This is a genomic window from Vallitaleaceae bacterium 9-2 (genome assembly GCA_038396585.1).
Classification (GTDB): Bacteria; Bacillota; Clostridia; order Lachnospirales; family Vallitaleaceae; genus UBA1351.
On the sequence record CP121691.1, the window covers coordinates 2,351,920 to 2,377,187 of the forward strand.

24 protein-coding genes and 1 other annotated feature are annotated in these 25,268 nt (G+C 37.5%); of the genes, 1 reads left to right on the forward strand and 23 read right to left on the reverse strand.

Annotated features, from left to right (window positions below; translation table 11 throughout):
- Positions 1–107: 107 nt before the first annotated feature.
- From QBE53_11095 to QBE53_11165, 15 genes are all read right to left on the reverse strand, one after another.
- A complete protein-coding gene (locus QBE53_11095) occupies positions 108–1,037 on the reverse strand; it encodes an AEC family transporter (GenBank protein ID WZL80351.1) in 930 nt (309 codons plus the stop codon).
- Positions 1,038–1,064: 27 nt separating this feature from the next.
- On the reverse strand, positions 1,065–2,732 hold the full coding sequence (gene leuA / locus QBE53_11100; protein WZL83299.1) for a 2-isopropylmalate synthase: 1,668 nt from the start codon (positions 2,730–2,732) through the stop codon (positions 1,065–1,067).
- Between the two features lie 54 nt (positions 2,733–2,786).
- Positions 2,787–3,015, reverse strand: a binding site (T-box leader).
- Positions 3,016–3,067: 52 nt separating this feature from the next.
- The gene (locus QBE53_11105) at positions 3,068–3,751 is read right to left on the reverse strand and encodes a DUF554 domain-containing protein (protein ID WZL80352.1); all 684 of its coding nucleotides are present in this window, start codon (positions 3,749–3,751) and stop codon (positions 3,068–3,070) included.
- Positions 3,748–4,776, reverse strand: coding sequence for a 3-deoxy-7-phosphoheptulonate synthase (locus tag QBE53_11110; protein WZL80353.1), 1,029 nt, complete (start codon positions 4,774–4,776; stop codon positions 3,748–3,750). Before QBE53_11110 ends, QBE53_11105 begins: the two co-directional genes overlap by 4 nt.
- A gap of 104 nt (positions 4,777–4,880) precedes the next feature.
- Positions 4,881–6,641, reverse strand: coding sequence for an ATP-binding protein (locus QBE53_11115; GenBank protein ID WZL80354.1), 1,761 nt, complete (start codon positions 6,639–6,641; stop codon positions 4,881–4,883).
- Positions 6,642–6,650: 9 nt separating this feature from the next.
- Positions 6,651–7,364 carry a response regulator transcription factor gene (locus QBE53_11120; protein ID WZL80355.1) on the reverse strand — a complete coding sequence of 238 codons (714 nt, stop codon included), beginning with the start codon at positions 7,362–7,364 and terminating at the stop codon, positions 6,651–6,653.
- A 15-nt stretch (positions 7,365–7,379) separates the two neighbouring features.
- The gene (gene phoU / locus QBE53_11125) at positions 7,380–8,027 is read right to left on the reverse strand and encodes a phosphate signaling complex protein PhoU (GenBank protein ID WZL80356.1); all 648 of its coding nucleotides are present in this window, start codon (positions 8,025–8,027) and stop codon (positions 7,380–7,382) included.
- A gap of 58 nt (positions 8,028–8,085) precedes the next feature.
- Positions 8,086–8,844, reverse strand: coding sequence for a phosphate ABC transporter ATP-binding protein PstB (gene pstB / locus QBE53_11130; protein WZL80357.1), 759 nt, complete (start codon positions 8,842–8,844; stop codon positions 8,086–8,088).
- Between the two features lie 155 nt (positions 8,845–8,999).
- The gene (gene deoD, locus QBE53_11135; protein ID WZL80358.1) at positions 9,000–9,716 is read right to left on the reverse strand and encodes a purine-nucleoside phosphorylase; all 717 of its coding nucleotides are present in this window, start codon (positions 9,714–9,716) and stop codon (positions 9,000–9,002) included.
- A 23-nt stretch (positions 9,717–9,739) separates the two neighbouring features.
- Positions 9,740–11,200 carry an IMP dehydrogenase gene (guaB, locus tag QBE53_11140; GenBank protein ID WZL80359.1) on the reverse strand — a complete coding sequence of 487 codons (1,461 nt, stop codon included), beginning with the start codon at positions 11,198–11,200 and terminating at the stop codon, positions 9,740–9,742.
- 56 nt (positions 11,201–11,256) lie between these two features.
- On the reverse strand, positions 11,257–12,339 hold the full coding sequence (locus tag QBE53_11145) for an HD-GYP domain-containing protein (protein ID WZL80360.1): 1,083 nt from the start codon (positions 12,337–12,339) through the stop codon (positions 11,257–11,259).
- Positions 12,340–12,361: 22 nt separating this feature from the next.
- Positions 12,362–12,880, reverse strand: coding sequence for a DUF6106 family protein (locus QBE53_11150; protein ID WZL80361.1), 519 nt, complete (start codon positions 12,878–12,880; stop codon positions 12,362–12,364).
- Between the two features lie 121 nt (positions 12,881–13,001).
- The gene (gene groL, locus QBE53_11155) at positions 13,002–14,636 is read right to left on the reverse strand and encodes a chaperonin GroEL (protein ID WZL80362.1); all 1,635 of its coding nucleotides are present in this window, start codon (positions 14,634–14,636) and stop codon (positions 13,002–13,004) included.
- Between the two features lie 52 nt (positions 14,637–14,688).
- Complete coding sequence (groES, locus tag QBE53_11160; protein WZL80363.1) at positions 14,689–14,973, reverse strand: co-chaperone GroES; 285 nt, start codon at positions 14,971–14,973, stop codon at positions 14,689–14,691.
- A 120-nt stretch (positions 14,974–15,093) separates the two neighbouring features.
- Positions 15,094–15,951 carry a DNA glycosylase gene (locus QBE53_11165; protein WZL80364.1) on the reverse strand — a complete coding sequence of 286 codons (858 nt, stop codon included), beginning with the start codon at positions 15,949–15,951 and terminating at the stop codon, positions 15,094–15,096.
- Positions 15,952–16,031: 80 nt separating this feature from the next.
- On the opposite strand from QBE53_11165, the gene QBE53_11170 reads away from it, so the two are divergent.
- Positions 16,032–16,751, forward strand: a complete 720-nt coding sequence (locus tag QBE53_11170; protein WZL80365.1) for a DUF6062 family protein — start codon at positions 16,032–16,034, stop codon at positions 16,749–16,751.
- Between the two features lie 16 nt (positions 16,752–16,767).
- On the opposite strand, the gene QBE53_11175 is transcribed toward QBE53_11170, so the two are convergent.
- From QBE53_11175 to QBE53_11210, 8 genes are all read right to left on the reverse strand, one after another.
- The gene (locus QBE53_11175; GenBank protein ID WZL80366.1) at positions 16,768–17,631 is read right to left on the reverse strand and encodes a DUF2225 domain-containing protein; all 864 of its coding nucleotides are present in this window, start codon (positions 17,629–17,631) and stop codon (positions 16,768–16,770) included.
- A 10-nt stretch (positions 17,632–17,641) separates the two neighbouring features.
- Complete coding sequence (locus tag QBE53_11180) at positions 17,642–19,291, reverse strand: glutamine--tRNA ligase/YqeY domain fusion protein (protein ID WZL80367.1); 1,650 nt, start codon at positions 19,289–19,291, stop codon at positions 17,642–17,644.
- Positions 19,292–19,449: 158 nt separating this feature from the next.
- On the reverse strand, positions 19,450–19,683 hold the full coding sequence (locus QBE53_11185; GenBank protein WZL80368.1) for a polya polymerase: 234 nt from the start codon (positions 19,681–19,683) through the stop codon (positions 19,450–19,452).
- Positions 19,684–19,728: 45 nt separating this feature from the next.
- Positions 19,729–20,694, reverse strand: coding sequence for a carbohydrate kinase (locus tag QBE53_11190; protein WZL80369.1), 966 nt, complete (start codon positions 20,692–20,694; stop codon positions 19,729–19,731).
- A 23-nt stretch (positions 20,695–20,717) separates the two neighbouring features.
- A complete protein-coding gene (locus QBE53_11195; GenBank protein ID WZL80370.1) occupies positions 20,718–21,905 on the reverse strand; it encodes an MBL fold metallo-hydrolase in 1,188 nt (395 codons plus the stop codon).
- Positions 21,906–21,971: 66 nt separating this feature from the next.
- Positions 21,972–23,456 (reverse strand): glycoside hydrolase family 32 protein, encoded by a 1,485-nt coding sequence (locus tag QBE53_11200; protein ID WZL80371.1) that lies wholly within the window; start codon positions 23,454–23,456, stop codon positions 21,972–21,974.
- Positions 23,457–23,481: 25 nt separating this feature from the next.
- Positions 23,482–24,321, reverse strand: a complete 840-nt coding sequence (locus tag QBE53_11205; protein WZL80372.1) for a carbohydrate ABC transporter permease — start codon at positions 24,319–24,321, stop codon at positions 23,482–23,484.
- Between the two features lie 2 nt (positions 24,322–24,323).
- Positions 24,324–25,214, reverse strand: a complete 891-nt coding sequence (locus QBE53_11210; GenBank protein ID WZL80373.1) for a sugar ABC transporter permease — start codon at positions 25,212–25,214, stop codon at positions 24,324–24,326.
- Positions 25,215–25,268 lie beyond the last annotated feature (54 nt).

Here is a 25,268-nt window from a genome sequence, read left to right on the forward strand (position 1 = left end):
AAATTATAAAACATTTGTACTCTACTATATCCTAGGCGAAATCAAAAGTCAAACTATTTTCTTCATTCTTAACAAAATGTTCGCATTAGGGGTTTTAACCCTTATACCTAGAACAAAAAGCGAATAAGAAAAATCATATAGGGTAAGGACACCCCAAGGAGTAATGTAGACACAAAAACCGCTTCTGATGATTCCATAACATGGGTGTCATACTCTTGGCAAAGAATCACTGCATTGGCTGCCATCGGCATTCCGCTTAGGATGATAACAACCGAGGCAATCATTGTATCCACACCTGCAAGCCATAAGATGATAGCTAATAAGGTCGGTATGACAATCAATTTGATAAAGCTAAATATAAAAATCATCCGCTTCTTAAAGATTGAACGAATATCCACCCCATAAAGAGATGCACCTATTACAAGAAGAGATAGTGGTGTTGTCATATCTCCAACATCTGCAAGAAGTTCGTTGACAAAAGTTGGTAACTGAATCGATGCAAAAAATAAAATCAGACCAATCACCGTGGCTATCAGACCAGGATTTAAAAATACCTTAAGTTCAAGTTTTTGGTGCTGGTCCGTTCCATGGGTGATAAATGTAATCCCCAAAGTAAAGACCAGGATATTAAATGGCAAGTTTAAAATAGCTGCAAAAAAGAGTGCGTCATTGCCAAGTACTGCACTTAATACAGGATATCCAACAAAGGCGACATTGCCAAATAAAATCATGAATCGATAGAGACCAACATCCTCATAAGGAACTCGTAGCAGTTTTGTCAATACGATGGCTGCTATGATTAAAAATCCGTATTGCACAATGGCAATCAGCATCACGCGTAGGACATCTTCGCGCGTAATCTCTACCGTGTTGACCATACTCGAGATCAACATCGCCGGTAATGTAAATGAAAAAATAAGGTTTGAAATATGTTTTGCTGCTTCTTGTTTGATTCCTTTAACTCCCACAAGGATATATCCTGCAAAAAGCAGAATAAATAGTTGTGCAAGTTTTAATAATACATTTTGAATATCCATTGTTACCCTTTCCAGTTATGTAAAAAACTAGTGATCAAACCCATTAAGTGCACTCATAATTGCCCGTATGGATGCGTTGTCAATATTGGAATCTTGGCCGATACCATAATGTAGCACACCATCTTGGTTTTTCAACTGGATATATGCAGCCGCATCTGCTGTTGCCGCCTCGCTTAAGGCATGCTCATTATAATTGACCAAGGAATATGTTCCTTCTAGCATTGGTGCAATGGCATTAAAGAAGGCTGATACAGGACCATTGCCCTCGCCTGACACTTCTTTTTTGATACCATTGATAATCACCGATGCTTTTACAGACATATGTCCATTTTCTTTGTTATCATACGCATATGAAAAATGTACTAATGCATTGGGTTCAACTACATTAATAAACGTCTTATTAAAAATATCAAATATTTCCTGATTCGTCAATTCCCTACTTAAGCGGTCTGCTTCTTTTTGTACATGATAGCTGATCTCAGGATGCATCGCCTTAGGACATTGATAACCATAATCTGCTTCAAGGATGTAAGCAACTCCGCCTTTTCCTGATTGGCTATTAATACGTATAATCGGTTCGTACATACGCCCGATATCTGCTGGATCAATGGGAAGATATGGTACATCCCATACTTTTTCTTCACGCTCTTTATACACTTGAAGCCCTTTTCGAATCGCATCTTGATGGGAGCCTGAAAACGCAGTATAGACGAGCTTACCTGCATATGGGTGACGTTCATGGACATGCATTCCTGTACAGGTTTCATAGGTATCAATCACTCGGTTAATATCTTCCATATATAATCCAGGTTCAATACCTTGAGAATACATATTCATAGCCATGGTCAATATATCAAGGTTTCCTGTTCGCTCCCCATTGCCAAACAATGTTCCTTCAACACGGTCTGCACCTGCTAATATCCCAAGCTCTGTTGCCGCTACGCCCGTTCCTCGATCATTATGGGTATGCAAACTAATAAGTACAGACTCACGGTTATTCAAGTTCTTGCAAAACCACTCAATCTCATCTGCAAATACATTAGGTGTTGTCATCTCAACTGTTGCAGGAAGATTGATAATTGCTTTATGATCCGGTGTCGGTTGCCATGTATCAATAACGGCTTGAACTACCTCTAGTGCATACTCCATTTCTGTACCTGTAAAACTTTCCGGTGAGTATTCAAAGGTAAAATCCGTATCTGGGTACTGCGCCGCGTATTTTTGCAACAACTGCGCGCCTTCCACAGCAATCGCTTTAATCTCTTCTTTGGTTTTCTTAAACACCATCTCGCGTTGAGCTGTTGACGTAGAATTATATACATGAACAACTGCTGCATGAACACCTTCTAAGGCTTCAAAAGTTTTGGCTATCAAGTGCTCTCTCGCCTGAACAAGAACCTGAACCTTAACATCTTCTGGGATACGGTTTTCTTCAATTAAGCGACGTAAAAATTTATATTCTGTATCTGAAGCTGAAGGAAATCCAATCTCAATCTCTTTGAATCCCATATCAACAAGCATTTGAAAAAACTTCATCTTCGCCTCAATGCCCATAGGGTTTGGCAGAGATTGATTTCCATCGCGAAGGTCAACACTACAAAACAGCGGCGCCTTGGTTAGCTCATTATTTGGCCATGTTCTGTCAACGTATTTAAATACTGGGTATTGCTTGTACTTTCCAATGTTCTTGTTCATTTTCATATCCTTATCCTCCTAATAAAATCAAAAAAACCTCTCATCTCTATAAACTATAGAGACGAAAGGTTAACTTCCGCGTTACCACTCAAATTCATTCCTCAGAATGCACTCACTAGATACCAACATATCTTCTTGATATAACGGTCAATCCCGGCTATGTCTACTCAGCTTCAACACGCAACTCCAAGGCTAGTTCATTATCTATCCAATGTTGTTTCACACCTACCAACAACTCTCTGAAAAATTCAAGAAAACTACTGCTCCTTTTCACAGTTTTTGTTCCATTCAGTTTTAAAGAATAATACACTATCTCTATACCTTTGTCAAGCTTTTTATAAAAATTGATGGATAACCATAAAAATAATAATGACAAGAAGAGACGGCAACATGTTCATCACCTTAATTGTCTTGATCTCAAGAATATTCAAAGCGAGGGCAATCAAAAGTAGACCTCCCACAGCACTCAGTTCTGTAATCATAGCATCTGTAAGGTAGTGTTGCAGATATCCGGCAAGTAATGTCAACCCTCCCTGAAAGATAAACAAAGGGATCACACTAAAAATCACACCGATACCAAGGGTTGAAGCAAGTGCTAATGCAGCAAATCCATCCATAGTCGCTTTTGTGAGTAATAAGTCCGGTGATTGGCTCACCCCTTCTTGAATGGCTCCCAATATGGTCATCGACCCCATACAAAAGAGCAAAAAAGATGTAATTAATCCTGTTGAAAAGTTAGAATCTTTTGAATTGATTCGCTCCTTAAACCGTTCACTTAGACGATTTAACTGTCGGTCCAAATCAAAGCCTTCGCCTATGATACTTCCAATAATAATACTAAAGACCATAAACAGCTGTTGATTTGATTGTATAGCCATTGAGACACCTAATATCAAGGTAAAAATACCTATGCCTGTAAATGCAATATCAATAAACCGTTTCGGTACCTTTGAATGAAATAATACACCAATCGTTCCACCAATGATAACTGTAGCCACATTGACCAATGTGCCTATCATAATTTTTCTGCGATATTCATAATCATCCTATATGTTTCATCATAGGATAGACAAGGGTCTGTAATCGATTTTCCATAACACCCGCCATCAACACTTTGACTTCCGCCTTCGATATAACTTTCAATCATAAGACCTTTGACAAAATTTTTGATACGTGGGTCATAATTACGATTACGAATAATCTCATTGGCGATACGCGGTTGTTCATCGTATTGTTTATTGGAATTGGCATGATTGGTATCAATAATAACTGCAGGAAATTGTAATTCACGTTCTTCATACTGATCAATTAAAAAACGAATATCTTCATAATGATAATTAGGAAAGTTACGTCCGTATTGGTCAACAAATCCACGTAAAATCGAATGTGTCAGCGGATTGCCTGACGTTTTGACTTCATATCCTCTAAAAATAAAATTATGCTCGATTTGTGCTGCTCGAATGGCATTAAGCATCACCGTGATATCGCCTCCTGTCGGATTTTTCATCCCTACGGGGATATCTAATCCACTCACGGTCAGACGATGCTGTTGGTTTTCAACACTTCTAGCCCCAATAGCTACATAACTTAGTATATCATCAAGATATGCATAGTTTTCCGGATACAGCATCTCATCTGCACTGGTCATGCCTGATATCTCAGCTGCTTTGATGTGGAGATGACGAATTGCTTTGATTCCGCCAACCATATCTGAACCTTTTAACGGATTTGGCTGATGTAGCATCCCTTTATAGCCTTCTCCTGTCGTTCTTGGCTTATTGGTATATATTCTCGGAATAATAATAACCTTATCCTCAACTTTTTCTTGAAGCGTCGTTAAACGTTCAATATAGTCAAGCACTGCACTTTCATTATCTGCAGAACAAGGTCCAACAATCAAGATAAACTTGTCACTATCTCCGACAAATACATCTTTAATTGCTTGATCTCGCTCAGCTTTTTTAGCCTTAATTGCATCAGATACTGGTAATTCTTCCATAATTTCTTTTGGACTTGGAAGTTCTATAATATAATCTAAACTCATTTCTTTTCCTCCATTTTATACTGTCTATACTTTATATGAGAAAAAAGAATTTGTCAACCCTTTGTTACTATACCACTTTAAACCAAGAAAGCCATCGTTTTTATCTAGAGTTTAAACGGTAACTTGACTTTCATTGTTGTGCCATGTCCCACTTGGCTCTTCACACTTATTTTACCATGGTAAAGTTCAACGATATGCTTAACAATCGATAGCCCAAGCCCGGTACCGCCTTGTTTTCTAGACCGTCCTTTGTCCACACGATAAAACCGCTCAAATAGACGCTCCAGATGTTCTTGTTCAATTCCTATACCTGTATCGGTGATCTCAATATTTAGATGTTGATAATCCCTTGAACTAGTGCATGCTATATGAACTGAACCTTCTTCCGTATATTTAATACTATTGTCTATAAGATTAATCAACAATTGCTTCATTCGATTTTTATTACACTCCAAGTTCGGCAAATCTTCTTGAACATTAACCTCTAACTTCAATCCTTTTTTTTGTGCTTTCATCGATAGAATGTCAACGACTTCGTCAATAATGGTTGCCACAGAATATGTGTCCACTTGTCGGTCAATTTTCATGCTTTCGATTTCAGATAATAAAAGAATGTCCTCGATAAGTAGGGCCAAACGTTCGGCCTCAATATCAATGATGTCTAAAAAGCGTTCAGCTACGTCCGGGTCTTGCATCGCACCATGTTTTAATGTATCTACAAATCCCTTAATGGATGTTAGAGGTGTCTTAAGTTCGTGGGTGACATTTGATACAAATTCCTGGCGGATAAGCTCCAGCTTACGTATTTTCGTCACATCTTCTATAATAATCAAAATTCCATGTAAGGTGTTTTGGCTTGTACGACTTTTAATAGGCGAAGCAGAGATTTTTAAAACAATCGTATCTGCCCCTTGACTAATTGTCGTTTCTTCTTCGATGTATTCACCCTCTTCAATAGACTGCTCTATGACTTTAAACATATGGGTATTACGAATGACTTCATAGAAAAGCTTGCCTTCAATTTCTGGATTAATCCCAAGTATTTCACTAAACGGTTGGTTGGAAAATACGATTTTGTAGGACTCATCAATAGCTGCTAATCCCAAGTCCATGCTGACTAAAATAGATTCTAGCTCGGCATTTTTTTGTTCAATCTGCCACATGTTTTTGCGCATGGTAAACGTCATCAGATTAAATGCATCTGCAAGTTTTCCCAATTGATGTCGATCATCTACATAGACTTTGTGGTCATAATCTCCGGATGTGATTTTTTCTGCAACTTGGGTCAATTCATTAATCGGCTGCATTAGACGTCGTATAAAAAAATAAGCTGCAATCGACGAGAGGATTAATCCTAAAAATAACCCAATGACCACAGATTGAAGTAAATCTTTGACAAGGTCTTGAATATTATCTGCCGGAACAGATATTCTAAGGACCCCCTCCATATCTTCATACTCAAATGTTTTGGTAAAATAATATAGATAGGCTCCCATGGTACTACTATAACGAAGCTCAGGCTCTAAAATCCCACGTAGCGCATTCTTAAACTCAGTACGGTTTCGATGGTTTTCCATCGTTTTTGGGTCGTTAAGTGAATCTGCCAATACCACACCATCATCATTAATCAATGTAATCCGTACATTGGTTTGTTCTCCGTAAGCTATGACAATCTCTTGCAGCGTTTGGTTCGACGTCATCAGTTCATACTTGATGAGACGGTCAATAAGAACTATTTTTTCTTGAGATTCTTGTGATGTTTGTTCAAAAAAATGACGGTTTACCTTTTGCCATGAAAACAAAACCGTCACGAGCATTGTAATTGCTACAATAGATATATATGTTATGACTAATTTTTTACCCATAATCCACCTCTACTTAAACTTATACCCCACACCGCGAACTGTTTTTATAAACTGGGGATTTTTATCATCCAATTCTATTTTTTTTCTAAGGTTACGAATATGTACATCTACCGTTCTGGTTTCTCCATAATACTCATAACCCCATATTTTCTCGAGCAAGTATTCTCGGTCAAACACACGCCCTTTATTCTTTGCCAACAAGTATAAAAGTTCAAACTCTTTAAGCGGAAGTTCAATGCGTTCTCCACGAACAATAATCTCATGGGTCGATCTGTTGATCTCGATGCCTTCCACACTGATGACTTCATCTGTAGAGTCTATCTTTTGTTGACGCATTTTATTCAGTTCGCTTGTTCTTCGAAAAACAGCTTTCATGCGTGCAATGAGCTCATGATTGCCAAAGGGCTTGCCAATATAGTCATCTGCCCCCATCTCCAAACCTAAAACTGTATCGATCTCTTCGCTTTTTGCCGTCAACATAATTACGGGTATTTGTTTAAAACGTTCATCCGTACGAATTTTGCGCAAAACTTCTAAGCCATCGATTCCAGGCAACATCAAATCCAGTAAAACCAAATCCACAGCATTTTTTTCAAGAAGCTCAAGTCCGGTTTCTCCATCAAGTGCCTGTAGTACATGGTATCCATTTTTTTCAAGATTATATCGGATGAGTTCAAGAATATGTTCTTCATCATCAATTGTCAAAATAGTATTTGTTGCCATGATATCCTCCGCTTGCTATTGCAATTTTCCGGTTCCGTAATAGATAATCCACTCTGCAATATTGGTCGCATGATCTGCCATGCGTTCAAGGTATTTATTAATTAATATATAATTTGTCGAATCTTGAATCAACTCGCTGTCTTCTTGCATCAGTTGAATCAGTTTTTCCATGAGTTGATTAAAATAATTATCAATCACATCATCACGTTGAATGATTTCCCTGGCCAAGTCAAGGTCTTTACGTATATATGCATTAATCGTATCAGAAATCATTAAACTTACAGCATCTGCCATTGCCGGTAATATTTCCAACTTTAAAAACGGTTGTTTTTCTGTGAGGCGAACAACATATTCACTAATGTCTTCACAATGGTCAGCAATACGCTCTAAATCCGTAACAATTTTTAATATGGATACGATATCACGTAAATCCGTAGCTATGGGCTGCTGTCTTGCTACAATAATCAAACATTCACGCTCAATCTTTCGTTCCATTTCATCAATCAAATCATCTTTTTTGATAACATGCATGGCAAGTTCTTTGTCACGCGTTTTTAGCGCTTTTATCATGTCTTGAATCGACTCTTCGATAAATGCGCCCATTTTTATAATATCTTTATGTAAACGGTTTAATTCCTTTTCAAATTCATACCTTACTGGCATAATATTTCCTCCACAACACTTTTTATTTTACGCTAAATACACCATCATTGCAATCGTATCATCCAAAACGACCGGTAATATAATCTTCTGTCTTCTTATTTTGAGGATCTCTAAAGATTTTTTCTGTTTTTCCAAATTCCAGCAGTTCACCTAGTAGGAAAAAAGCAGTTCGATCAGATATCCTTGCGGCTTGTTGCATATTATGGGTTACCATTATAATTGTATATTTTTCTTTAAGTTCTGACGCCAAATCTTCTATCTTCAATGTTGATATAGGGTCCAGTGCAGACGTTGGCTCATCCATTAATAAAACATCTGGTTCTACCGCCAATGCTCTTGCAATACATATTCTTTGTTGCTGACCACCTGAGACACCTAACGCACTTTTTTTTACGCGATCTTTGACTTCATCCCAAATAGCTGCTTGACGAAGGCTACGCTCTACAATGTCATCTAACTGAGACTTTCTTTTTATTCCGTGCATTCTGGGTCCATACGCTACATTGTCATAGATGCTCATAGGAAAAGGATTTGGCTTTTGAAAAACCATACCAACTCTTGAGCGCAAGCTAATAACGTCAATATTGCCATATATGTCCTGATTGTCTAAGAGTACCTTGCCATCAACTCTAACGCCTTCAATCAAATCGTTCATACGATTTAATGTCCGCAAAAAAGTTGATTTACCACAACCGGATGGTCCGATAAATGCTGTTATCTCATTGGCTTTAATTTCTAGATTCACTTTTTTTAGCGCTTGAAAATCACCGTAATATAAATCAAGATCTTCCACTTTAAACTTTGTCTGATTCGCCATTATTACACCTCTTAATTGTATTTTCTATGAAAACTATATCATTTTTTGGTTAAGTCCATATACGCCTCATGTTAAGTTTGTGTAAAGTCAGCTCACAAAAAGGCATTGCTCATTTGAGCAATGCCTTAGTATGTTAAGTTTAACTATGATTTTATTTATTCTGCTGCTTCCAGCGCAATTTCCATCATTTTTGTAAATGCGTTTTGTCGCTCTTCACTTGTCGTTATCTCTCCATTAACCAATGAATCCGATACTGTTAGTAAACACGCAGCTTTTTTTCCAAGGATTTTAGCATTTGCAAATAATGCAAAGGCTTCCATCTCAACGGCTGTACATCCTTCTTCATCACGAATGCGTTCAAATTCTTTGTGATTTTCTCGATAAAACACATCCGAAGAATGAATACGTGTACGTGTAAGTGGAATATTAAGTTCTTTGGCATACGTTTCCAATTGGCTATTTAACTCTTTATCCGCTTCTATCGTTGGTTCTAAATACCCACTTTGAACTTTTGCATATGTTGATTCTGACCATACGTCTTGAGCAAGCAATACATCATATACATGTAATTTGTCTGAATAAGCTCCGCATGAGCCAATACGAATGATTTTTTCCACATCATAAAACTTATACAGTTCATAAGAATAGATTCCTATACTTGGCATCCCCATCCCTGAACCAAAGACAGATATTCTCCGTCCTTTGTATGTTCCTGTAAAAGCCAATGCATTTCTAACGCTATTGACTTGTACAACATCTTCTAAAAAAGTCTCAGCAATAAACTTAGCGCGTAAAGGGTCACCTGGCATAAGTACTGTTTTGGCAAAGTCCTCTTTGTTCGTTACCTCAATATGTGGTGTTGGTATTCCCATAATCTTCTCCTTTTCTCCTGTGCTTATTGTCCGACTGAATAGTTCGGTGCTTCCTTTGTTATTTGAATATCATGAGGATGGCTTTCTTTTAAAGAAGCCGCAGTAATTTTAACAAACTGCCCTCTTGTTCTTAATTCTTCAATAGTACGTGTTCCGGCATATCCCATACCTGAACGTAATCCACCAATCATTTGATAGATTGTATCTTCAACAAGTCCTTTATATGGCACACGACCTTCAACACCTTCTGGAACAAGTTTTTTCGCATCTTCTTGGAAATAGCGATCTTTACTACCTTTTTCCATCGCTGCTAAAGAGCCCATACCACGATATACTTTGTATTTTCTTCCTTGATATAATTCAGTCTCACCAGGTGATTCTTCTGATCCGGCAAATAAGCTTCCCATCATACAGATATATCCACCTGCTGCAATTGCCTTGACAACATCCCCTGAATACTTGATTCCACCATCCGCAATGATTGGAACGCCATATTGAGCTGCCACTTCTGCACAGTCACTAATTGCTGTGATTTGTGGAACACCCACACCTGCTACAACACGTGTTGTACAGATAGATCCTGGACCGATTCCAACTTTTACTGCATCTGCTCCGGCTTCAATCAATGCTTTAGTTGCAGAGCCTGTTGCTACATTACCTGCAACAACTTGTAAGTCAGGATATGTTTCTTTGACTTTTCGAACGGCCTCAATAACGCCTTCTGAATGTCCGTGTGCCGTATCAAGAACAATGGCATCTACACGAGCATTTTTTAGCGCTTCGATGCGTTCCATCATATTGCCAGTAATTCCAACCGCAGCTGCAACACGAAGACGTCCTTGGTCATCTTTGGCTGAATCCGGATATAAAATAGCTTTTTCAATATCTTTAATTGTAATCAACCCTGAAAGGTTTCCTTCATCATCAACGATTGGTAGCTTTTCGATACGATACTTCGCAAGAATATCTTTTGCCGTCTCAAGATTTGTACCTATGGGGGCTGTAATTAAGTTTTTACTTGTCATAACTTCTTCAATTTTTTTATTGAAGTCCGTCTCAAAGCGTAAGTCCCTATTCGTTAAGATTCCTACGAGTTTTTTTGTTCCTTCTTTTACAATAGGAACCCCTGAAATTCTAAATTTTGCCATTAATTCATTTGCTTCGTAAACATAATGGCTTGGATTTAGGTAAAATGGGTCTGTGATAACACCATTTTCTGAACGTTTAACCTTATCAACTTCTTCTGCCTGTTCTTCAATCGACATATTTTTATGTACAACACCGATTCCACCTTGTCGTGCCATCGCTATCGCCATTCTCGCCTCAGTCACTGTATCCATCCCCGCACTCACTAATGGAATGTTAAGTTTAATTTTTTTTGTAAACCATGTGGAAATATCAACATCTTTGGGTAAAACTTTTGAATGTGCAGGAATTAATAAAACATCATCAAAGGTAATTCCTTCTTTTACTATTTTGTTCATGGGAATCCTCTCTTTCAAAACTGAAAACGTTATTTACTTTTAAGTTATATGAGAGTTTAGCAAAAATCCTCTTTGTTGTCAATATCTATCTCATCATCAATCATGACAGATAAGTCTTGAGATAAATCCACTTCTGCAAGAACCATCTGAATATTTTCAGCATCAACCACACGAATAACTGGTCGAGTCGGCATATTTTCATTGAGTTTTGCAACGACACCAATACGTCCATCACTTAAGCGCACACCTAGTCCAATAGGGTATGGCGATACGGAGCTTCTAAATATACGTACAATTTCCGGATCAAACCATGTATATGCTCGTGAGACGATTAACTCAATAATCTCATAATGCTTCATACGTTGTGTTAACGAATTATTATATAATAAGTTATCATATTCATTTGCGATAGCAACAATTCTCGAAAATTCATGAATGTTCTCATTTTTTTTGCCTAATGGAAATCCGGTTCCATCAAACATCTCATGATGCGTTAATGCAACATTCGCCGCCAAAAGAGAGCTTCCCGGAATAGACTTTATCAGTTCATATCCTAACCGAACATGATCGCGGTAAAGGGCTAATTCTTGAGGCGTATATTGCTCTCGATATCTCGTGGCGTCAAACTCTTTAATCTGAGTTTTTCCTAAGTCATGTAAAAGGGCTCCTAGAGCCAAATGTTTGAGTTGTGTATTATTATAGCCCTTTTTTTTGGCAATAAACAACGCAATAATACATACATTGATTGAATGCATGTATAAATAATCACTTTTGTTGCGGATTTCTTGTAAACTAATCATTACCCTTGGATTTTCCAGGACTTCTGTAATAATTGTTTCAACATTATTTACGATCATTTCATTAACTGAAAAATGACCGTCTTCAATTTTTCGAATACTCTCTTGTAAGACACGTTTTGTTTCTGCTTTTGTTTCTTCAGATACAAGTTCATCAATCTCGATACCTTGAGATATCTCATCTTGAATATAAATGTATGCTAAATCAAGCTGTTTTATCTTTTCGATATAGTTTTGTGTCAGATTCGTCCCATCTCTTAATAAAATCACACCATTATTAGCATAGATAGGCTTTGCCAACTCCATGCCTGCTTTTAATCTGGAAACATTTATTCTTCTCATACGAATCTTCCTCTAAACCAATTTATTTTTTCACTTTACGAGGTATATACATTTTTATGCCATCAATCAAAGTGTCATTTGGTTCCATTAGTAGCATCGTTCGCTTACCTTCATGATCAAGTATGGCTGCATATAACTGGTCGCTTTCGACACCTGAACTAAAGTCTAACACTTTTTGTACATTGCTTGTCTCTTGCTTGTAGTCCGGATGCTTTGCATGAATCATTACATGAATAGAACGTACTTCAATTGAAATTGCACGTTTTCTTTTACTTTTATTAAATATTCGATCAATATCAAGTTCACCATTTGTAAAAATATATTCATATTCTAAGTTCAAGCGTCGAACCAAAACGATGGCTACCCATCCTATAAGAACAATTAGTGGTAACAATAATCCCAGGCCTGTTATAATCGGAATCATTGATGCGATAAACACAAGAACAATCGCACCTGCAATAATTCCTATTTTTTTCATCATATCTTTCCCATTATTTTCTCTCTTTACCAGTTGTTCCTTAAACACGTCATTATAAGCCATTCTTTTCCTCCTGTAGTATATTACCAAAACTTTAACTCTATTATAACGAATATCCTACGTTTAAACAAGTAAAAAAGAAGTTGTTGTATACAACAACTTCTTTTTATATATAATATTTGTCTTACATCATACCCATGCCAGGTGCGCCGCCCATACCTGCAGCTCCCATTGCCGGTTCAGCTTCTGGAATATCTGCTACAACAGATTCTGTTGTTAATAGTGTTGATGCTACAGAGTTTGCATTTTGAAGTGCGCTACGTGTTACTTTTGATGGGTCAATAATTCCAACTTCAACCATATCCACGTATTTTTCTGTTAGTGCATCAAAGCCTACTCCATTTTCAGATTCTTTGACTTTGTTAACAATAACCGAGCCTTCTAAACCTGCATTTGACACAATTTGACGTAACGGAGATTCAAGGGCTTTTAAAATCAATTTTGCTCCTGTACGTTCGTCTCCTTCTAAAGTTTCAATTAAGTTTTCTACTTCTTTAGATGCATGAACATAAGCTGTACCACCACCAGCGATAATTCCTTCTTCAACTGCCGCTCGCGTTGCAGCCAATGCATCTTCCATACGAAGCTTTTTCTCTTTCATTTCTGTCTCTGTTGCCGCTCCTACTTTAATGACAGCAACTCCACCAGCAAGTTTTGCTAGGCGTTCTTGTAGTTTTTCTTGGTCAAATTCTGACGTTGTTTCTTCAATTTGGCCTTTGATTTGAGCAATGCGGGCATCAATATCTGCTTTGTTACCTGCTCCATTGACAATTACTGTATTTTCTTTTTGTACTTTAACTGTTTTTGCTCGTCCAAGTTGTTCCATTGTTGTTTCTTTAAGGTCTAAGCCTAGTTCATCTGATATAACTGTTCCGCCAGTAAGCGTTGCAATATCCTCAAGCATTGCTTTACGACGATCGCCAAATCCTGGTGCTTTGACAGCAACACAGTTAAAGGTTCCACGAAGTTTGTTAACGATTAATGTTGTTAATGCTTCGCCTTCTACATCTTCTGCAATGATAAGAAGCTTTTCACCGGATTGAACAATTTGTTCAAGAATAGGTAGTATTTCTTGGATATTTGATATTTTCTTGTCAGTAATAAGAATATATGGATTTTCTAGGTTTGCTTCCATTTTTTCCATATCTGTTGACATATATGCGGATAAATATCCACGGTCAAACTGCATGCCTTCAACAACTTCAAGTTCTGTCATCATTGTTTTTGACTCTTCAATCGTAATAACACCATCTGTTGATGCTTTTTCCATTGCTTCCGCAATTAATTGACCAACTTCTTCATCACCTGCAGAAATTGCAGCAACTTTTGCAATTTGATCTTTTCCGTTGAGCGTTCGACTCATTGCCTTAATTGCATCTACAGTTACAGCTGTAGCTTTTTGCATACCTCGTCTTAAGATGATAGGGTTTGCTCCGGCTGCAACGTTTTTCATACCTTCTTGAATCATTGCTTGTGCTAAAACTGTTGCTGTCGTCGTACCGTCTCCTGCTACATCATTGGTTTTAGTTGCAACTTCTTTAACAAGTTGAGCACCCATATTTTCAAATGCATCTTCTAACTCAATATCTTTTGCAATTGTTACACCATCATTGGTGATTAATGGTGATCCAAATTTTTTGTCTAGTACCACATTACGTCCTTTTGGACCTAAGGTTACTTTTACAGTGTCCGCTAATTGGTCAACACCTTTTTCAAGTGCACTTCTTGCTTCAGCACCAAATAAAATTTGCTTTGCCATGTTATCTACCTCCATATATCGATTAATTAATCACATAAAATGTTATTAAATATTATTCTACAATAGCTAATATATCGTTTTGTCGAACGATAATATATTCTTCTCCTTGAAGTTTGACTTCTGTTCCAGCATACTTCGAATAGATAATCTTATCTCCGACTTTAACTTGCATTTGAACTTCTTTTCCATCAACAATTCCGCCTGGACCTACTGATACAACCTCTGCTTCTTGAGGTTTTTCTTTTGCAGCACCAGGTAATACAATTCCTGATTTTGTCGTTTCTTCTGCCTCCAATTGCTTAATAACCACTCTGTCTCCTAATGGCACCAATTTCATAATTAAACCTCCTTAATCATTAACAAATATTTTCTTTTGTTAGCACTCATCAAGTTTGAGTGCTAATCTATATATATAATATACGATTCTTTTTTATTTTGCAAGTCCATTTTTACATTTTTATAGAATTTTTATCATTTGTCGTCCATATTCAAAAATGTATTGTTGAGCTATGCCTGCATATACTCCAAACAGCTTTTCACCAAATTGCTGTATGTGGATATCCTTGGTTTTTGCATCAAGCGTGTCATACAAGTACACCATTGTTTTTCGCATCCATACATCCACCGGAAAAGCTTCCATATAGCCCAATCCAAATAATGCGACACACGATGCCACTTTATCGCCTACACCTTTAATCTGCTTTAACATTTCCATGGTTTGATTGGCGTCTAAACTTGCATTCAAATCAAGCACCACTTTACCTTCACATACCTGCTTAATGGCATCAACAAGATATGGCGCTCTATAGCCAAACTTCATAGCACGAAACTGTTCTTGTGTAATCTCTTGCAATGCATGGCTGGTTGGAAAAGCATATATCGGTCTAGATTCGACTTCACCTAGGTACTGTCCATATTGATCTGAGAGCGCATTAACGAGCTTACGAATCTGAGGAATCGCCTTTGATTGGGATATAATAAAGGTCAAAAGCATCTCAAATGGATCTTGGCGAAGGATTCTTAAGCCTTTTTGCTCCTGTATAACCGCTTCTAAACGTGGGTCGGCCTTAATAATTGCTTGATTAATCTCTTGATAATTTAAATCAAGCGCCAAATATAGCGACCATACTGTATAAAATTCTTGTTCCTCACAATAAAAGTGATAACCACCTTCGACTTTTTTTACATGCACATAATGATTTTGATAAATTAAGACATAGTCTTTTTCTGATATGACCTCATAACGAAAGACTTGACCGCTTTGCAAAATTTTATATATATCCAACTCCTCATAAGGAATTTTTAACACATACATTTTGGCCTCCTTATGTTATAATACTCATGACGCATGATAATCATAACATACATTAGACTTAAAATATAGAAGGAGTTCTTATGGCAAAGGAAGAAATATATACGATACCCTTATGGGACGCAGTTAAAGATGACGGCGAATGCCCTTTTTGTTTTCTTGAAAAAAAGCTAGAAAAAGATTTAATTGATTTTTGTTTAAGTGATGCTTATATGCAAAAAGATTTTCGTCAAACGACCAACAAGATTGGTTTTTGCCGCAACCACTTCACGCAGCTTTTCCAATCCCCAAATCGTCTTGGCTTGACCCTTGTAAATCAAAGCCATACAATGGAGATGCTAGAAACATTTAAGCAAGCTACTGAAAATTTGAAAAGCACAAAAAAACTATTCAAGAAAAAAGCAGACACGAATACATCTTTACACCATTTATACGATTTACTTACAAAAGATTGTTATATTTGCGGACGCATCGAGGAAACAATGACACGCTATTATGAAACCTTTTTTTATCTCTATAAAAAGGACGATTCTTTTAAAGCATTTATTCCCAACACAAAAAGTTTTTGTATGCCGCATTATATTAAGCTAATTGAAACTGGACAGGCAAGTATTTCTGCTTCTGTTTTTGAAGAGTTCATTAACGATACGCGCCCACATTTTATAAAAAATATGGAGCGTGTCCTTGACGATATGCAATGGTTTGTCAATAAATATGATTATCGTTATGAAAAAGAACCTTGGAAAGATGCAAAGGATGCTCCAAAGCGTTCTATACAAAAAATCAACGGAACCGTTCTATAAAGCAAAAATCACAGCACTAACTTGGCTGTGATTTTTTTTCTACTTGTTTTATATGTTCATTAATTAATTCTTTTACATCATATACTTTATCGCGTAATCGTTTAGACACATCTGGATGTCCTATAACTTTACCCAACCATTGCTTCGCTATTCGCACATCGCCTAAGCGCCGCGCAAGTTCTGCAATAATATACTCCATCGTCATATCATCAATGCCCATAATCGGAAGTGTTTCATTTGAATAAGCCAACTTAAAACCTTCATAAGCCTTTTCAACAAAAACAATTTCGTAGGTTTTAAGTTTTTTTAGCAGCGCTTCATTTTGATTCTCAGACGCTTTGATTGATTCTTGCCATCCTCGATATAACCAGCTTATCTTAAGACAGATATACGCTTTAATCCCATTACCATCTCCACCGACTGCACTGTTAAGCAACACCAGCTTGTAGCGTTCAACCGCCTCTTCATAGGTAAGAATTTCATTGTACTTATGTCCAATATAATTACGTGTAATATTTTCAATGATGGCTCTTTTCTTAGCGTCACTTACGGTTTTAAAATATTTATTAATCGCAGCATATCCACAATAGTTACATACTGTTACTTCATAAGGTATCGGATCAAATCCCATATATAACGGACGCAAATCTAACTCTGTTCCTTGAAATCTTACACGTCCGGTACGTACCGTTGATGTTTGAAAAGAATGCTTGCAGATAGGGCAGTCAACTTTACGTTGATAAATGTACATTTGCGTTGTTGATGCTTTTACTTTCTCTTTTTTTTCTATGCTCTTCTTTTTTGTCTCGTCTTTGAACAAGTCTGCATCCGAAATATTCTTGAAGCCTAAGCCTTCAAGATCCTTAAAAATATTATCCATTCTTTCCACCTTATTTGTAAGAACTTTTTAATGAAACCGCTAGATTTAGCACATATTTCTCGTCAGTTGTCTCTTTTGGATCAATATTAAAATATCCATGTCGAACAAATTGAAACTTGTCTTCCACGTTATATTCACGAATAATTGGCTCAACATACGCCTTTGGATAGATCACTTTTGAAAGCTCGTTAAACACAAGTGTATTCTCACCGTCGTTGTCTTGTTCAACAAATAATCGATCATACATATGAACTTCTGTTGCTACACCTTCTGTTGCAGAAACCCAATGAATAGTTCCTTTTGGTTTGCGTTCATTAAAGCCGCTTCCACTCTTGGTTGCCGGATCATAAGTACACTTTAATTCAATGACTTCGCCATTTTCATCTTTGACAATTTCTTCACATCGAATAAAATACGCATGCATCAGACGAACCTCAACTCCTGGAGAAAGGCGTCGATATTTTTTATTTGGAGGTGTCTCCATAAAGTCTTCACGTTCAATATATATCTCACGTGTGAACGGAATCTCATGCGAACCTAATTCTTCATTTTCTGTATTATTAACCGCCGGCAAGTATTCTACCTTACCTTCTTCATAATTGGTAATCGTAATCTTTAATGGATTGATGACAGCCATAATTCGAGGCACTTTAAGTTTCAAGTCTTCTCGAAGTGCATGTTCAAGCATTGCAATATCAACCTTTGACTTACTCTTAGACAATCCTACCATTTCAAAAAACTTGCGAATAGACTCCTTGGTATAACCACGACGTCTTAATCCTCTAATTGTTGCCAAACGGGGATCATCCCAACCATCAATTAATCCTTCTTCAACGAGTGGACGGATACGGCGCTTTCCAAGAATGGTATGAGATAAACTCAACTCAGCAAACTCCACTTGTCGTGGTGGGTTTTTCCATTCAAGAGCTTCAAGTACCCAATCATATAGCGGACGATGATCTTCAAATTCCAATCCACATAGAGAATGGCTTACGCCTTCAATCGCATCCTCAATTGGATGTGCAAAGTCATACAAAGGATAAACGCACCATTTATCTCCCGCTGCATAATGTTCCATATGGGATATACGGTATATACCCGGATCACGCATATTCATATTTGGTGAAGCCATATCAATTTTTGCACGTAGAATCTTGCTTCCATCTGGAAATTCACCATTTTTCATTCGCTCAAACAGATCTAGATTTTCTTCAACACTGCGGTTGCGATAGGGGCTCTCTTTACCTGCTTCTGTAAGGGTTCCTCGATACTCACGCATTTGTTCAGGCGTCAAGTCACATACATAGGCTTTACCCCTTTTAATTAATTCAATGGCTGCATCATATAATTGCTCGAAATAGCTAGACGCAAAAAAGATTCGATCTTCATAGTCTGCACCTAACCATGCCACATCTTCTTTTATACTTTCTACAAATTCGATTTTTTCTTTTGATGGATCCGTATCATCAAAACGAAGATTAAACTTTCCATTATATTTTTCTGCTATTGTATAATTAGTTGTAATCGCTTTTGCATGTCCAATATGCAAATAACCATTGGGTTCTGGCGGAAACCGCGTTATGACCGTAGAAGTTCTGCCCTCTTCAATATCTTTATCAATAATATGTTCAATAAAACTTTTTGAAATTGTTTCTTCCATTAAAGGCCTCCTAAGTTTAGTATACACTGTATACAAAGTAAGAATAATTGTATCACAGAGTTTGTTCGATATCAAGGTTTCTCCCACTCTTAAAAAAAGGATATATACATTTTGTATACATCCTTAGTCTTTTTTAATTGATTGTACTCGCCTGTCTGTTATCCTTGAACAAGATATTGCAATAATAACGCGATATCTTCCGGTTCTGACACAAGCAACTCAATTTCTTCTATTTTAGGATCTGAGAACATATTGGTCAGCGAAACATATTGAGACAATTTGGATTTTAAATTCAATCGGTCTCCTTGTTTTGTTACCAGTTCAACACGTCCTTTACATTGGTCAACAGTTTCAAAAAAACGATCTACATTTTTGATATTTTTTATAATCATAGCGCTCTTCCTTTCCTCATATATTTTATTGATTTAATGGTACACCTAATTAAGCTTTTCTGTCAAGCTGTAAATTTCTTGTACTTTTGCATAACTTGGCATGATAGCGGCACTTCCATATTGGGTTGTCACATAGGCTGCCATTGTATTTGCAAAACGTACAAATTCCTTGATTTTATCAAACTCAATATCCTCCGGGCGTCGACCATCTTCAATAATATGGTAAAGCATTGCACCTAAATGACTATCGCCTGCACCTGTGGTATCGACAGCTTGAACTTTTATACCAGCAATTACAGAAAATCTATCCGCTTGACGCACACCACAACCATTGGGTCCTAGTGTAACCAAGATAAGCGGTATCCTGTATTGTTCATACAGAAGCTTCGAACCCTGTTCAATATCTTGTTCTCCCGTTAAAAACAACAGTTCTTCCTCAGAAATTTTAAGGATATCCACTTGGTCCATAACCGATAGAATCGTTGTCTTTGCCACGTCCAACGATGACCATAATGGCGGACGTAGATTAGGGTCATAACTAATAATCATCTTCTTTTGCTTTGCCAGTTCAAGGCTCTTAAGCGTAGCCCCGCGAACAGGTTCATCCGTCAAGGAAAGGGAACCGAAATGAAAAATCGAAGCGTCCTCAAATATCTGGACATCTATATCTTCCTTGGAAAGCATTAAATCGGCGCCTGGGTTTCGATAAAAACTAAAGTCTCTATCACCATCATCTTTTAAGGCAACAAAGGCAAGTGTTGTTGGATATTCTGATGTCATCTTTAAGTACTGACTATCAATGTTACATGTCTCCAAAAAGCTTTTTAAATATGTACCAAACATATCTTGTCCGACACACCCTACAAATCGACTGCTGCGTCCTAGGCGTGTCACTGCTGCTAAAACATTTGCCGGTGCTCCTCCTGCATTGCGTTCAAAGGCTACCTTATCTGTCGCTTTAAGCGGCGTAAAATCTATAAGTAATTCTCCTAATGCTACAATATCTGCCATCATAACCTCCATCTTTTGAGCATTTATTTTAATAAACTTTCGACAAGATCTTTTGCCTTGACAAAATCATCTTCATCCGGATTCCAAAACGACTGAATTGATGCTTCTACGACTTCAAAACCAGCATCTGCCATACGTTCTTTGAGGACTTTAACCCCTTCTCCACTCCATCCATAACATCCAAAAGTGGCAGCTTTTTTATTTTTAAACTTTAGCGTTTTCAAAAAATGAATCCATCCATCCACACTTGATAGAATATCGTTCCCCATGGTTGGCGATCCGACAGCTACCGCACGGGACTTAAACACTTCGGTCATAATTTCATTTTTGTCTGCTTTGGCACAGTTAAATACTTTAACCACGGTATCTGGACTTAAATCTCTAGCGGCTTCGGCTATTTTATGGGCAATCTTTGTCGTTCCTTCCCACATGGTATCATAGACAATGGTCAATTGATTTTCTTGGTAATTATCCGACCACGCAACGTATTTTTCAACAATTTGCATCGGGTTGTCACGCCATATCGCACCATGACTAGGCGCAATAATATCAATAGGTATATTTAATGCCACAATTTCTTCTATTTTTCTAGCTACCAACGGGGAAAAAGGATTTAAAATATTGGCATAGTATTTCATTGCCTCTTTTTCCAATAAACACTGGTCAGCTCGATCATTAAACAGCTCTTCTACTGCAAAGTGTTGTCCAAAGGCATCATTGGAAAATAAAATATTATCCCCTGTCATGTATGTAGCCATACTATCTGGCCAGTGCAGCATGCGCATTTCAACAAAAATTAATTGCTTTCCATTACCTATATCAACAGAATCCCCCGTTTTAACGATATTTAAGTTCCAATCATGCTTACCATACTGTCCTTCCAAACTTTTAACCGCATTGGCTGTACAATAAATCGGAGTATCTGGTATTTCTTTCATTAAATCCACAAGAGCCCCTGAATGGTCTACCTCTCCATGATTAACCACAATAAAATCTATCTCCGACAAGTCAATCTCTTTTTTTAAGTTGTCAATAAACTCAAAGCGATGGGGAGCCCATACCGTATCAATAAGAACCGTTTTTTCCTCTTGAATCAAATATGCGTTTTGACTTGATCCATTATAAATCGAATAATCATCTCCATGAAAAGATTCAAGTTCCCAGTCGATATAACCAAGCCAGCTCACATTATTTTTCACCAATTGCTTCATAACGTCACTCCTTATTTACTCATCCTAAGTCATGCATCAAAAAAATGCTGTAACGCCTTTATTATATCATATCAAACTATAAAACTCTACATTGTACAGCGTGGATTTGCCTCGGCTTGAAAACACAATATTTTCTCCATCTTCGTGAGGATCTATCAATGCTGTAAAGACACGTCTACCTCCATCAGCAAATATCTCTACACTATATCTATCCATTAGCACACGAACGTCCATGGTTTTTATAACACGCTCTTGACGGATTGTTCTTAGTCCATACCACTGGTTGTTGGCCGTCATGGGCAACATGTTTTTTTCTCCATTATTACGACGGTCAAATATCCATTCTTGTCCTACCACATCATAAGTCAACGATGTCGTGCAGGCTTTTCCTTTGGCTATCTCTATACAAAATTCTCTAGCTTCGCTTATATCTACGGTAAAACTCAAATCAAAGTGTTGGCCGTTCATTGTGTCAAATGCTTTGGATTCATTATAAAGCATTGCTTCTTGAATCCGAATTCCATCATCCTTACGAAGGTCCTTGATTGCTTCAACCGGCTGTTGTATCAACCATCCTTGATCTACACTTAATACTCTTGGAATAGACATTAATCCAGCCCATCCATTGTCAATACGAACCTCTTCGTCGCCGTCCCATGGACTAATCCAACCAATCATAATACGTTCTCCTGACGGATCAACAAAGGTTTGAGGTGCATAAAAATTAAAACCACAGTCTAAGTCTCTTGTTGTATGCCAATCACCATGCGCCTCTTCCAAGTCCACTTTTCCAAGCTTGTATTCGGTCGGATGCATATTGGGGCGAACTGTTTTCCCATCATCCTTGGCCAATTCAATAATTGAATAGATAAGAACCTCTTCTTGATTTAACGTCATTAAATCCGGACACTCCCATATCTCTTGCTTTCCTTGGTCACTTTTGGCAAGAACTCCTACATAGTCCCAATGTAACATATCTTCGGAGCGATAGAGTAAAACAGCGCCTCCGACTTCTTCGGGTCGCCCAACAATCACCGACCAATAGGTATCCTTATATTTGAAGACTTTGGGGTCTCTAAAATCTTGAGCCAAAGCACCCTGAGGCAAATCCTTGGCATCTAAGACCGGATTGTCCGTATGTTTTTCAAAGGTTATTCCATCGTGACTGATGGCGATGTTTTGATTTTGTAAGACCACACCCTCTCGGTCTAAGTGCCCTGTATACATAAGATATAGCTTATCGTCAATCTCGATTGCACTTCCGGAAAAACATCCATCCAGCTCATATGCTTCCTCTGGTGCCAAAGCCACCGGGTGGTCTTGCCACTGAAGAAGGTCTCGAGACGTTGCATGTCCCCAATACATAAGGTCCCAATGAATTTTATAAGGATTATGTTGATAGTATAGATGATATTCTCCATTGTAGTAACAAAGACCATTGGGGTCATTCATCCATCCAATAGGTGGGCTATAGTGAAATTTGGGATGGTTTTTTGTTCTGTCCTTGTTTTTTTGTATATATGCATTCGCATTATCTAGTAACTTACTCATGATAATTCCTTTCTCGTACGTTTATTTATTTTATACCTGAACGCGCAACACCTTCGACAATCTGTTTTTGGAAAAACATATATAAGATGACAACCGGTAAGGTAACCAATGTTAAGGCAGCCATCGTATGGCTTGTGAATATATTGTAGGTATCACTAAAAATCGCATTAAGTGCCACTTGAACCGGCATCAATTCTGAATTGGACAACGCCATGACCGGCCATAAAAAGTCATTCCATGATGCTAAAAAGGTAATAATCCCAATGGTTACATATATGGGCTTGCTAATAGGAAAGACAATCTTATAGAACAATTTGAAGTGTCCCAACCCATCAATTCGAGCTGCTTCAGATAGTTCTTCAGGAAATGACAAGAAATATTGTCGAAACAAGAAAATATTCATCACATTCGCAATAAAGGGTAATAAATATCCTGCGATGGTATTAATCAGTTTTATTCGAAAGACAACCATATATAAAGGTAAGATAGTTGCCTCTACCGGTACAATCATTAGCGCGATAATCAACATCAACACTGCATTTTTAAACGGAAATTCAAACTTGGCTAAAGCATAACCTGCAAGGGAATTGACCATCAGGCCAAAAATGACTGTTAAGCTTGCATAGATCAGGCTGTTACCCATGTTTTTAAAGACATTGTACATACTTAGAAGCTCTCTATAGGGCTTTAAAGTCATATCACCCATTCGAGGTATAAAGGCAAAGATGGTCCCTATATCTCGATAAATATGCTCATCGATTTTAAAAGACGATACAATCATCCACAACATTGGGAATATAAAAAGTAAGGACACGCAAGTAATAAGTATATAAAAAAGTAGCCTTGTTATTTTTTTCTTCGCCATGATTATTCCTCCTTAAGTACTTTTTTTATGAGTATGGATACAACGACCAAAAACAGGGTAAAAACAAGCGTAATGGCACTTACATAACCGACATTACGGTGCCTAAATCCATATTCATAAATGTATTGTAAAATTGTCATTGTCGAATAATCCGGACCGCCTCCAGTCATAACCATAGGTTGTACGATAAGTTTAAACGCTTGAATTGTTGTCGTAATAATCAAAAACATCGTCACCGGTCGTAATGAAGGTATGGTAATATGTAAAAATTTACTCCAATTATTGGCACCGTCGATTTCTGCTGCTTCATACAAACTATGCTCAATGTTTTTTAGCCCTGCCAAGAAGATAAGCATCTGATATCCGCATCCTGACCATGCTGAGATGGCCACAATTGTTGGCATCGCTTGGGTGGTACTGGTTAAGAATTTTTGTCTGGGTATCCCAATCATTGTTAATAGTTCGTTGGCAAGTCCCGAAGATGGATTTAAAAGCACTGACCACAGAATCGAGATAACAACAAGTGACAAGACCGCTGGCGCAAAATAGGCCATACGAAAATATCCGTTAAACTTTAATTTTTTGTTGACGATAAGTGCCAACACCAAGGCCATTCCCAGCTGAAGTGGAACAACAAGGACCACAAAATAAACTGTGTTTTTAAAAGTCTTTAATAGCAATGTATCTGATGTCATTCGAACAAAATTATCAATTCCAATGAACGTTTTTTCATCTGGTTTTAATAGGTAGTAATCTGTAAATCCGTTAATAAATGCTGAAAATATCGGCAAAATGACAAATGTAAAGGCAAGAATTAATGCAGGCAATAAAAACGCATAGGCAGTTATGGATTCTTTGAATGAATATTTAGGTTTTTGTTTTACTATTTCCATAGGTTTCACTTCCTTGTCTAAATAATCAGCTGCTGCAGCTATACTACAGCAGCT

Coding starts and splice junctions, on each gene's coding strand:
- QBE53_11095 (WZL80351.1), bottom strand. CDS start 1,037: ATGGATATTCAAAATGTATTATTAAAACTTGCACAACTATTTATTCTG.
- leuA (WZL83299.1), bottom strand. CDS start 2,732: ATGAACAAGAACATTGGAAAGTACAAGCAATACCCAGTATTTAAATAC.
- QBE53_11105 (WZL80352.1), bottom strand. CDS start 3,751: ATGATAGGCACATTGGTCAATGTGGCTACAGTTATCATTGGTGGAACG.
- QBE53_11110 (WZL80353.1), bottom strand. CDS start 4,776: ATGAGTTTAGATTATATTATAGAACTTCCAAGTCCAAAAGAAATTATG.
- QBE53_11115 (WZL80354.1), bottom strand. CDS start 6,641: ATGGGTAAAAAATTAGTCATAACATATATATCTATTGTAGCAATTACA.
- QBE53_11120 (WZL80355.1), bottom strand. CDS start 7,364: ATGGCAACAAATACTATTTTGACAATTGATGATGAAGAACATATTCTT.
- phoU (WZL80356.1), bottom strand. CDS start 8,027: ATGCCAGTAAGGTATGAATTTGAAAAGGAATTAAACCGTTTACATAAA.
- pstB (WZL80357.1), bottom strand. CDS start 8,844: ATGGCGAATCAGACAAAGTTTAAAGTGGAAGATCTTGATTTATATTAC.
- deoD (WZL80358.1), bottom strand. CDS start 9,716: ATGGGAATACCAACACCACATATTGAGGTAACGAACAAAGAGGACTTT.
- guaB (WZL80359.1), bottom strand. CDS start 11,200: ATGAACAAAATAGTAAAAGAAGGAATTACCTTTGATGATGTTTTATTA.
- QBE53_11145 (WZL80360.1), bottom strand. CDS start 12,339: ATGAGAAGAATAAATGTTTCCAGATTAAAAGCAGGCATGGAGTTGGCA.
- QBE53_11150 (WZL80361.1), bottom strand. CDS start 12,880: ATGGCTTATAATGACGTGTTTAAGGAACAACTGGTAAAGAGAGAAAAT.
- groL (WZL80362.1), bottom strand. CDS start 14,636: ATGGCAAAGCAAATTTTATTTGGTGCTGAAGCAAGAAGTGCACTTGAA.
- groES (WZL80363.1), bottom strand. CDS start 14,973: ATGAAATTGGTGCCATTAGGAGACAGAGTGGTTATTAAGCAATTGGAG.
- QBE53_11165 (WZL80364.1), bottom strand. CDS start 15,951: ATGTATGTGTTAAAAATTCCTTATGAGGAGTTGGATATATATAAAATT.
- QBE53_11170 (WZL80365.1), top strand. CDS start 16,032: ATGGCAAAGGAAGAAATATATACGATACCCTTATGGGACGCAGTTAAA.
- QBE53_11175 (WZL80366.1), bottom strand. CDS start 17,631: ATGGATAATATTTTTAAGGATCTTGAAGGCTTAGGCTTCAAGAATATT.
- QBE53_11180 (WZL80367.1), bottom strand. CDS start 19,291: ATGGAAGAAACAATTTCAAAAAGTTTTATTGAACATATTATTGATAAA.
- QBE53_11185 (WZL80368.1), bottom strand. CDS start 19,683: ATGATTATAAAAAATATCAAAAATGTAGATCGTTTTTTTGAAACTGTT.
- QBE53_11190 (WZL80369.1), bottom strand. CDS start 20,694: ATGGCAGATATTGTAGCATTAGGAGAATTACTTATAGATTTTACGCCG.
- QBE53_11195 (WZL80370.1), bottom strand. CDS start 21,905: ATGAAGCAATTGGTGAAAAATAATGTGAGCTGGCTTGGTTATATCGAC.
- QBE53_11200 (WZL80371.1), bottom strand. CDS start 23,456: ATGAGTAAGTTACTAGATAATGCGAATGCATATATACAAAAAAACAAG.
- QBE53_11205 (WZL80372.1), bottom strand. CDS start 24,321: ATGGCGAAGAAAAAAATAACAAGGCTACTTTTTTATATACTTATTACT.
- QBE53_11210 (WZL80373.1), bottom strand. CDS start 25,214: ATGGAAATAGTAAAACAAAAACCTAAATATTCATTCAAAGAATCCATA.